The organism is Burkholderia sp. Tr-20390 (genome assembly GCF_017104595.1).
Lineage (GTDB): Bacteria > Pseudomonadota > Gammaproteobacteria > Burkholderiales > Burkholderiaceae > Burkholderia.
Genome location: NZ_JAAGPC010000006.1, coordinates 102,274 through 111,087, shown reverse-complemented (window position 1 = coordinate 111,087; position 8,814 = coordinate 102,274). Strand labels below are relative to the sequence as shown.

The following is an 8,814-nucleotide window of genomic DNA, read 5'->3' as shown; positions in this document are numbered from 1 at the left end:
CCGAGCGCCTCGCCGAGGCCGACCTGCCGGACGATGCGCGCGCACGGCTCGCCGCGCTGCGCGGCGGGCTCGACCGCAGCCGCCACCTGATCGGGCAGCTGCTCGCGCTCGCGCGGGCGCAAAGCGCGCCGGCCGCGCCGCCCGGTGACGTGTCCGTCCATGCGATCTATCGACGCGTGCTGGAAGACCTGATGCCGCTCGCCGACGCGAAAACCCTCGACATCGGCATCGAGGACGCCCCGGACACGCACGTGCCCGTCGACGAGCTCGAACTCGTGTCGCTCGTGATGAACCTGGTCGACAACGCCATCCGCTACACGCCGCCGGGCGGACGCGTGGACCTGTCGACGCAACGCACGGACACGCACGTGTACGTGACGATCGCCGACACCGGGCCGGGCATCGCGCCGCACGAACGCGAACGTGTGTTCGACCCGTTCTACCGGGTGCCCGGCAACGCGCAGATCGGCTCCGGGCTCGGCCTGTCGATCGTGAAGATCGTCGCGGACCGGATCGGTGCCGACATTACGCTCTCGTATGCGGATGAAACGGAAGCGCGCGGGTTGCGCATCTCGGTGCGGATTCCGCTCGTGCGGCCGCCTGGCGCGGCGCAGCCCGACAGCCGGGCCGATACCCCGGCGCAACACGCACGACGCGACGCAGGCCGCGCCTGAGCGTCAGCCGCCGATCGTCCCGCGATCGATCTTGCGCGACAGGATGATCGACGTCGTCGTGCGTTCGACGCCTTCGAGCGTGCCGATCTGGTCGAGCAGGTCGTTGAGCCGTTCGGGCGAATCGGCGCGCAGCCACGCGACGTAGTCGTACTCGCCGCTCACCGCGCACAGCAGTTGCACCTCGGGCATCCGGTCGAGCTTGCGCAGCACGTCCTTGCCGAACTTCGGCGTGAGAATGATGCCGACATACGCGTAAATGCTTGCATCGAGCACGTCCTGCCCGAGCCGGACGCTGTAGCCGGCAATCACGTTGGTGCGTTCGAGCCGCGCGATGCGGGCGACGACTGTCGTGCGCGCGACGTCGAGCTGGCGCGCGAGATCCGCGACGCTGGCGCGCGCATCGGCCTGCAGCAGCGCGACCAGTTGCCGGTCGAGATCGTCGAGTTGGTCGAGGCGGGGTGGACGCATGAGGCTGGGCCGGGGCACGACGCGCCGGCTGAGTGGAAGGTGACGCGATGATAGCGCCGAACGCCGGCCCGCCCAAACGCCATCGCCCGGACCCGAGTCGGACCTTTCAATTTCGATTCGTATCGGATGTAAGCAAGTGTCGCATTCACTGCTGCGCTGCACGCAACGTGCTACTAATACCGTGCGACGCGAGAAGCGCGCTTGCGGCAGTTGCCGCCGCGCCCGCTCGCAAGACACCACCCCGGAGAGCCAACCATGAAGAAAATCTCGCTCACCCTCGCTACGCTCGCCGTTGCAGCCAGCGCGTTCGCGCAAACCCCGGCGCAGCCGCAAGCGCTCGCCCAGGCCCCCGCAACGACGGCCGCGTCGTCGGCCCCGAGCGCCGAGCAGCGCGCGGCACGCCATGAAGCGCGCGTCGAGCAGCGCATCAAGTATCTGCACGACCAGTTGAAGATCACGTCGGCGCAGGAACCGCAGTGGAAGACGTTCGCGGACACGATGCGCGACAACGGCGACACGATGGGCCGCCTCTATCGCGAACGGATGGCGAAGCACGACGTCTCCGCGCTCGACGACATGAAGCAGTACGCGGAACTGTCGCAGGCGAACGCCGACGGCGCGAAGAAGCTCGCCGACACCTTCGCACCGCTCTACGAGAGCTTCCCGGCCGACCAGAAGGCGCTGGCCGACACGACGTTCCGCAGCTGGCTGCACCACGGCGGCGAGCACCGCGGCAAGGGCAAGACGAAGGGCACGGATGGCAAGGCGGCAGCCGCGCCGGCCGCCAGCGCCCCCGCGCAGCCCTGACGCCCGCCCTGCCGGCGCCGTACCGCCCGTCCGGGCCGAACGGCGCCGCGCCAGGCGACCGGCGCGTCACACGGCGCGCCGAATTCGGGATAAGCTCCCCGCTTTTACCGCTTTCCCGCCCTTTCCCGTCATGCTCGAACTCAAGCACCTCGACCTGCGCACCGATCCGCAGGCCCGTCGCGTCGTCAAGGACGAAACCGTTGCCGTTGCCTTCGCGCAGGCCGACGGCGAACTGATGAGCCTCGAAGGCCCGAACCGCTACGCGGCGGGCGACGCGCTGATCACGGGCTCGACCGGCGACCGCTGGGTCGTGTCGCGCGCGCGCTTCGACGCCAAATACCTGCCCGCCGATCCGGCACTCGCACACGGCGCACCGGGCGCCTACCGGAACCGGCCGGCCGTCGTGCTCGCCCGCCGGATGGACGAGCCGTTCACGATCGCCCGCTCGGAAAACGGCGACACGCTGCGTGGCGTGGCCGGCGACTGGGTGATGCAGTACGCGCCCGGCGACTACGGTGTCGTGCAGGCCCAGCGCTTCGCGCAGGTCTACCGCGACGCGTAATGCAGCGCGCCGGCATGGCGCCGGCGCGAACGGTCACGCAAAGTCTTCGTCGAGTACGAGTTCCGCGTCGCGCTCGACGGCCTCGCCGGCCGCGTGACGCTCCTCGAGCGACCCGAGCATCGCTTCCGTATACGCATGCAGCACCGCATGGCTGCGCGCCCGCTGCATCGGCTTGAGCGCAAAATAGCGCGCGAGCGCGGCCGGCACGATACGGATATCGAGCGTCATCCGCTTCGGCGCCGAGCCGAAACGCATCGCGAGCCACTGCACGGACAGGAACCGCCCGCGTGCGTCGCTGCTTTCGGCGAAACGCGTCTGCTCCGGAAAGAGATCGCAGATCACGCGTGCGAGCGCGTCGAATTCCGCGCTCTGGCATTCGATCAGATAGTCATCCATCCCGTCTCTCCCGTCAGGCTGCCGCTTGCGACGGCCGGCATGCCTTCACCAGCACGACGACCAGGATCGCGGCGAGCACGAAATACGCGGCCTCGACCCCGCCGGCCGGCAGCACGCGCACCTGGTACAGCAATGCCGGCGCGGCCGCGAGCGCATGCAGCACGATCGCGAGCGGCAACACGCCCGCGCGGCCGGCGCGCACGCCACGCCAGACCAGCACCGACAACGCGAGCTGCAGCACGAATGCCGTGCAGCGTTCGAGCAGCAACAGCAGCATCGACTGCGCCGACAGCGTCGCGAGCATCACGTGCAGGCGCACGACGGTGTCGCCCGGCAGGTCGGCGAGTTGTGCTTCGAGCTGGCCGCGGCTCGCGAGCCACGCGAGATACGACCACTGGCCCCACACGAGTACGCCGACGAACCATGCCTCGGCGCCACCGTGACCGATCCCGTAGCCGATTCCGCGGCTGTCGCCTGCCGACGACGGGCCATAGCGGCGATTCAGGAAACACATCCCGAGATAGCGGCCGACTTCCTCGAATACGGCGGTCGCGAGCGCGCTGTACGCGACGAACGCGAGCGGCTGCGTGAGCCAGCCGTCCGGCGGCGTCTGGCTCAGCACGAGCCCGTGGAACGCGCGTTCGAGGATCATCGCGAACAGCGTGAAGACGGCCACGCCGACGATCGTGTCGCGGCGGTTCAGCGCCAGCGGCTTGCGCAGGAGTCGGTAGAGGACGAGCGGCAGGAGCGCGATGATCAGCGTGGCGGCGATCAGCACCGCCAGCGTGACGGGAGCGACAGTCATGAATTTCCTTGTTCGGGGCAGCGCACCTGACGCGCTGCGTGCCCCGAATGATACTCAGCTTGCGGTCGACGCGCGCGCAACCAGCTCGCCCGGCAACAGCGAGACGCGTACGTCACCCGCCGCACCGTCGATCCGCTCGTGCACGAATTCGACGGCCTTGTAGCCGATTTCGTAGGTCGGCTGGCGGATCGTCGTGATCCCGATCAGCTCGGCCCATTCCGGATCGTCGATCGACAGCAGCGCCGCCCGCTGCTGCCATGCGGTGCCGAAGCGCGCGCGCAGGTGGCGCGCGATCGCGAGTGCGACCGGCGCGTTCGCGGCGAACAGCGCCGCGCGCACGCCGCGCCGTGCCGCGTCGTCGATGCGGGCATCGATGTCGGCCAGCGCCGTCGTGACCGCGTCGGGTTCGTTCAGGTCGAGCACGACCGTCGACGGCACCGTCAGCCCGCGCGCCGCCAGTGCCGTGCGGAACGCGGCCTCGCGCAGGCGCCGCGAGCTGACGCGCTCGAACGGCTGCACGACGAAATGGATCGCGTCGAAACCGTGTTCGATCAGGTGCGCGAGGGCCGTCTCGATCGCGTCGGCGTTGTCGAGGCCGATCAGGTCGGCCTCGAAGCCTTCGACCGTGCGGTCGACGAGCACGGCCGGGATGCCGGCGCCGCGCAGCGGGCGCAGCACGTCCTCGTCGGCACCGAGCGCGTTGACGATCAGCCCTTCGACGCGGTAGGTCGTGAGCAGCTGCAGGAAGCGGCGCTCCATCTCGACTTCATTCGCCGCGTGGCAGATCAGCGGCATGTAGCCGAGCGCGTGGCATGCGGCCTCGACGCCCTGCAGCACCTCGACGGTATAGGGATTGGTCAGGTCGGCCGCGAGCATGCCGAGCAAGCGGTTGCGGCCGCGCTTGAGCCCGCGCGCCATCTGGTTCGGCCGGTAGTTGAGCTGCGCGATCGCCGCTTCGATCCGCTGGCGCAAATCGGTGGACAGCACGTGCGTCTCGCCGTTCAGATAGCGCGACACACTGGTCTTGCCCGTGCCGGCCTCGCGCGCGACGTCGCTGATCGTCGCCGGACGCGTCGTGGTTGGTTGCGAATCGGTCACTGTCGTGCCTCGCGACGTACGATCCGCGCCGCTTCGTGAGCAGACGGACCTTTGTTGTTGGAAACGTAAGCCACCCGGTGGAATCTCCCTGTCGGTCAGCGTTAGCGCTTCAGCGCTTACGCTGACCCCATGCTTCGCGGTCGATCCACGTTAGCGCTTTAGCGCTTACGTGGATCCCATGCTTCGCGGTCGATCAGCGTCTGCCCTTCAGCACCGGCGCGTCGGCACCCGCCCCGGTCACCTGCAACAGCAGTCGGCCGCACCGGACTGGCGCGGATACCCGTCGCGGGACGCCGCCGGCAGCATTGCCGGGCCGTCGATGCGACGCGCGGGGATCATAACGCAGCCAGCCCTCCGGCACCAAGACCATCGACTCTAACGAAGCCGGCGCCCCGCCGGCCGGGGGTCGCCCCGCTACCGCCGCGGCTCAAGCGCGCGCGAGCGCATCCGGATTGACGAGATTCGTGCGCAGCGTGCCGGCCAGCGCGCCGACCAGGTTTTCCGCGGCGCAGCGCGCCATCGCATGGCGCGTCTCGTGCGTCGCCGAGCCGATATGCGGCAGCGCGACGACGTTCTTCATCTGCAACAGCGGCGAATCCGCCGCCAGCGGCTCCTTCTCGAACACGTCGAGCCCCGCGCCGCGGATCGTGCCCGCGCGCAGCGCATCGATCAGCGCGGCTTCGTCGACCACCGGCCCACGCGATGCGTTGATCAGGATCGCACCGCGCTTCATCTTCGCGAATTCGGCCGCACCGATCAGGTGGTGCGTTTCCGGCGACAGCGGCACCTGCAGGCACACGAAATCCGATTGCGCGAGCAGTTCGTCGAGCGTGACGCGCCGCGCGCCGTACTGCGTCTCGGCTTCCGCGTGCGCGGAGCGGTTCGCGTACAGCACCTGCATCCGGAAGCCGAGCGCCGCGCGGCGCGCGACCGCGCCGCCGATCCGCCCGAGCCCGACGATGCCGAGCGTCTTGCCCTGCACGTCGGTGCCGTACAGGTCGGGGCCGATGCTGTGATGCCAGTGGCCGGCCTTCACCCACTCGGCCAGCTCGACCACGCGTCGCGCGGACGCGAGGATCAGCGAGAACACCGTATCGGCGGTCGACTCGGTCAGCACGTCGGGCGTATGCGCGAGCACGATCCCGCGCCGCGTGAGATCCGCGACGTCGAAGTTGTCGTAGCCCACCGAGATCGTCGACCACGCCTTCAGCCGCGGTGCGCGGTCGAGCATCTGCGGCGTGACCTTCAGGCTCGCGCCGATCGCGCCGTCCGCGTCGCCGAGTGCATCGGCAAGGGCGGCGGCGCCGTCGGCCTGCACGACGTCCGCATGCTCGCGCAGGTACGCGAGGACGTCATCGGGCAGCGGCTTGTACGCGACGATACGGGGCTTCATCGGATTCATTTTCCTTGCAGCGGCGTCGCGAGCGGATGCGCATCGCGCGCCTGGGGTTTGACGGACAGCGTGAGGATCACCGCGGCGACGAGCGCGGCGCTCATGAACGCATACGACGCGACGGGCGAGCCGGTCGCCCCGTTCAGGTAGCCGACGAAGTACGAGCCCACGAACGAACCGAGCGCGCCCATGCTGTTGATCAGCGCCATCGCGCCGCCGGCGACGTTCTTCGGCAGCAGTTCCGGCACGATCGCGAAGAACGGGCCGTACGGCGCGTACATCGCGGCGCCGGCCACGACCAGCAGCGCATACGAGATCCAGAAGTGCGACGAGCCGAGTGCGTACGATGCGGCGAACGCAGCCGCGCCGATCAGCAGGAACGGCCACACGAAACCGCGGCGGGAGCCGACCTTGTCGGACGCCCACGATGCGGCAATCATCGCGATCGTCGCGGCGAGATACGGCAGCGCGGACAGCCAGCCGGTCGCGACCATCCCGAGGTCGGAGCCGTTCTTGACGATCGACGGCAGCCACAGCACGAAGCCGTACACGCCGATGCTCCAGCAGAAATACTGGGCGCACAGCTTGATCACGGCCGGCGAGCGGAATGCTTCGCCATAGTTGCGCACGGGCTTGATCGCTGCCTGCTCGGCCGCGAGTGCGGCGTCGAGGTCACGCTTTTCCTGCGCGTTGAGCCACGGCGAATCGGCCGGCTTGTCCTGCACGAGGAACCACCAGCACACAGCCCAGAGGACGGCCGGCACGCCTTCGGCGATGAACATGTGGCGCCAGCCGAATTCATGCACGAGATAGCCCGACACGATCGACATCCACAGCACCGTGACCGGGTTGCCGAGGATCAGGAACGTGTTCGCGCGCGAGCGCTCCTTCTTCGTGAACCAGTTGCTGATGTAGATCAGCATCGCCGGCATCACGGCTGCCTCGACGACGCCGAGCACGAAGCGGATCGCCATCAGTGACGGGATGTTGCTGACCACGCCCGTGAGCGCCGCGCACGCGCCCCACAGGATCAGGCTGACGAACACGAGCTTCTTCACGCTGCGGCGTTCCGCATAGATCGCGCCGGGAATCTGGAAGAAGAAGTAGCCGAGGAAGAACAGCGCGCCGATCAGCGACGACAGGCCCTTGCTGATCCCGAGGTCCTGGTTGATGCCGGCCGCGGCCGCGAACCCGTAGTTCGCGCGGTCGAGGTAGGCGAGGCTGTACGTGATGAAGACGATCGGCATGATCGTCCACCAGCGGCGGGCAGCGAGAGAGTTGGCCATCAGAATGTCTCCTGTGTCGGCCGGAGTTAGCGCTTTAGCGCTTACTCCGGCCCCATGCTTCGCGGTCGATCAGCGTTAGCGCTTTAGCGCTTACTCTGATCCCATGCTTCGCGGTCGGCCGGAGTTAGCGCTTTAGCGCTTATTCCGGCCCCATGCTTCGCGGTCGGCCAGAGTTGGCGCTTCAGCGATTACTCTGGCTCATGCTCCACAATCGACCAGAACAAACGCGTCAGCGCCCGTCCCGGTCCCGTACCATGCCGTGCGCATGCACGACGAAATGAGTCCGCGGATTGTGCCGTGTCCGGCCTCTCATTGCGCGGTGAAGGTTTCCTCTAGGCGATCGGCGCCATTGCTGACGTTTTCGAATCGATCGAGCGCGGCGCGGGTCGGCAGTCCTTCCGAGTCGCCGATCACCTGGATCGCGAGCGCACCGATCCGGTTGCCGCGCGCCACCGCCTGCTCGATCGTCTTGCCCTCCAGCAGCGCGCTGACCACGCCGACCGCGAAGCCGTCGCCGGCGCCAACCGTATCGACGACGTTCTGCACGCGCTCGCCCGTCACCGTTCCGTCACGGCCGTCGGCCGTCCGGTAGTACGCACCTTCCGCGCCAAGCTTGATCACGACACCGCGCGCGCCCTGTGCAAGATAGAAGCCCGCGATGTCGGCCGGCGTGTCGTGCCCGGTCAGTTGCCGCCCTTCGGCGATGCCCGGCAGCACCCAGTCCGCGAGCGACGCGAGCGCGTTCAGCGTCTTCGCCATCACGTCGGCGGACGGCCACAGCGTCGGGCGCAGGTTCGGGTCGAACGAGATCGTCTTGCCGGCCGCGCGCATTTCGCGCGCGAGCTTGAACGCGAGCTCGCACGACGTCGCGGAGATCGCCGGCGCGACGCCCGTCAGGTGCAGGTGGCGCGCGCCGAGCACGTAGTCGGCCACGTAGTCGTCGCACGACAGGTGGCTCGCGGCCGAGCCCTTGCGAAAATATTCGACAGTCGGGTCGCTGCCGTCGTCGTTGCGCGACTTGAGCTGGAAACCGGTCGGGTAACGCGGATCGACGGTCACGCACGACGCGTCGATGCCCTCGCGCGCCAGCGTGTCGAGTACGTAGCCGCCGAACGAATCGCGGCCGACACGGCTCATCCAGCCGACCCGGAAGCCGAGCCGCGACAGGCCGATCGCGACGTTCAGGTCGGCGCCCGCGACCCGCTTCGTGAACTGCGTCGCGTGCGCGAGATGGCCGGGCTCGGTCGCGACGAACATCGCCATCGCTTCGCCGTAGGTCACGACATCGAGTGCTGCTTTCATGAATGTACTCTCCAGGATCCTTG

At 68.5% G+C, this 8,814-nt stretch carries 10 protein-coding genes; 3 read left to right on the top strand and 7 right to left on the bottom strand.

Going from position 1 to position 8,814, the window contains the following annotated elements:
• The coding region (locus G3N98_RS04150) for a HAMP domain-containing sensor histidine kinase (protein WP_206147302.1) at positions 1-674 on the top strand (674 nt) is incomplete at its 5' end.
• Between the two features lie 3 nt (positions 675-677).
• Here the strand turns inward: G3N98_RS04150 and G3N98_RS04145 are convergent.
• Complete coding sequence (locus G3N98_RS04145) at positions 678-1,142, bottom strand: Lrp/AsnC family transcriptional regulator (protein WP_006481526.1); 465 nt, start codon at positions 1,140-1,142, stop codon at positions 678-680.
• Positions 1,143-1,397: 255 nt separating this feature from the next.
• Between G3N98_RS04145 and G3N98_RS04140 the strand changes: the two genes are divergently transcribed.
• On the top strand, positions 1,398-1,949 hold the full coding sequence (locus G3N98_RS04140; protein ID WP_206147300.1) for a Spy/CpxP family protein refolding chaperone: 552 nt from the start codon (positions 1,398-1,400) through the stop codon (positions 1,947-1,949).
• A gap of 130 nt (positions 1,950-2,079) precedes the next feature.
• The gene (locus G3N98_RS04135; protein WP_175239878.1) at positions 2,080-2,511 is read left to right on the top strand and encodes a PGDYG domain-containing protein; all 432 of its coding nucleotides are present in this window, start codon (positions 2,080-2,082) and stop codon (positions 2,509-2,511) included.
• A 33-nt stretch (positions 2,512-2,544) separates the two neighbouring features.
• Here G3N98_RS04135 and G3N98_RS04130 read toward each other — a convergent pair whose 3' ends face one another.
• The 6 genes from G3N98_RS04130 to G3N98_RS04105 form a co-directional block, all read right to left on the bottom strand.
• Positions 2,545-2,907 (bottom strand): DUF3022 domain-containing protein, encoded by a 363-nt coding sequence (locus tag G3N98_RS04130; RefSeq protein ID WP_206147298.1) that lies wholly within the window; start codon positions 2,905-2,907, stop codon positions 2,545-2,547.
• Positions 2,908-2,920: 13 nt separating this feature from the next.
• Positions 2,921-3,712, bottom strand: coding sequence for a YhfC family glutamic-type intramembrane protease (locus G3N98_RS04125; protein WP_206147296.1), 792 nt, complete (start codon positions 3,710-3,712; stop codon positions 2,921-2,923).
• A 54-nt stretch (positions 3,713-3,766) separates the two neighbouring features.
• Entirely contained in the window at positions 3,767-4,810 is a 1,044-nt protein-coding gene (locus G3N98_RS04120) for a LacI family DNA-binding transcriptional regulator (protein WP_206147294.1), read from the bottom strand.
• A gap of 427 nt (positions 4,811-5,237) precedes the next feature.
• Entirely contained in the window at positions 5,238-6,203 is a 966-nt protein-coding gene (locus tag G3N98_RS04115; protein ID WP_089425927.1) for an NAD(P)-dependent oxidoreductase, read from the bottom strand.
• Positions 6,204-6,208: 5 nt separating this feature from the next.
• Complete coding sequence (locus G3N98_RS04110) at positions 6,209-7,489, bottom strand: MFS transporter (RefSeq protein WP_206147292.1); 1,281 nt, start codon at positions 7,487-7,489, stop codon at positions 6,209-6,211.
• A gap of 309 nt (positions 7,490-7,798) precedes the next feature.
• Positions 7,799-8,791 (bottom strand): sugar kinase, encoded by a 993-nt coding sequence (locus G3N98_RS04105; RefSeq protein WP_206147291.1) that lies wholly within the window; start codon positions 8,789-8,791, stop codon positions 7,799-7,801.
• Positions 8,792-8,814: the final 23 nt, after the last annotated feature.

Bases quoted from the DNA above. Each gene is read 5' to 3' on its own strand.
- G3N98_RS04145 (WP_006481526.1), bottom strand. From the start codon at position 1,142: ATGCGTCCACCCCGCCTCGACCAACTCGACGATCTCGACCGGCAACTG.
- G3N98_RS04140 (WP_206147300.1), top strand. From the start codon at position 1,398: ATGAAGAAAATCTCGCTCACCCTCGCTACGCTCGCCGTTGCAGCCAGC.
- G3N98_RS04135 (WP_175239878.1), top strand. From the start codon at position 2,080: ATGCTCGAACTCAAGCACCTCGACCTGCGCACCGATCCGCAGGCCCGT.
- G3N98_RS04130 (WP_206147298.1), bottom strand. From the start codon at position 2,907: ATGGATGACTATCTGATCGAATGCCAGAGCGCGGAATTCGACGCGCTC.
- G3N98_RS04125 (WP_206147296.1), bottom strand. From the start codon at position 3,712: ATGACTGTCGCTCCCGTCACGCTGGCGGTGCTGATCGCCGCCACGCTG.
- G3N98_RS04115 (WP_089425927.1), bottom strand. From the start codon at position 6,203: ATGAAGCCCCGTATCGTCGCGTACAAGCCGCTGCCCGATGACGTCCTC.
- G3N98_RS04110 (WP_206147292.1), bottom strand. From the start codon at position 7,489: ATGGCCAACTCTCTCGCTGCCCGCCGCTGGTGGACGATCATGCCGATC.
- G3N98_RS04105 (WP_206147291.1), bottom strand. From the start codon at position 8,791: ATGAAAGCAGCACTCGATGTCGTGACCTACGGCGAAGCGATGGCGATG.